The 233-nt window shown below is 46.4% G+C and carries 1 pseudogene; it reads right to left on the reverse strand.

The window, feature by feature from the left end:
• A pseudogene (locus R2R70_RS23375) lies at nt 1-207 on the reverse strand (glutamate--cysteine ligase); the annotation flags it as partial.
• Nucleotides 208-233: the final 26 nt, after the last annotated feature.

Here is a 233-nt window from a genome sequence, read left to right on the forward strand (position 1 = left end):
AAGCAATGCAGCAAGCGGCTGCATACGCTCTAGATGAGTGAGCATCCAACTTTCAAGTGACTGCTCTTGACCATTATTGATAATGTGCAAATCATCACAGCGACCTTCATTGACCACACGCTCAAGATTGATAGCGAGCGTGTCTTCTTCTTCAGGTAGCAAGTCTGGTGAATCACTGAACAGGCAATACAGCGCCATCACTTCCAAGAAGCAAGCACTAGATAGGCGAATAC

It is taken from the genome of Cobetia sp. SIMBA_158, assembly GCF_046566945.1.
Taxonomy (GTDB): domain Bacteria; phylum Pseudomonadota; class Gammaproteobacteria; order Pseudomonadales; family Halomonadaceae; genus Cobetia; species Cobetia amphilecti.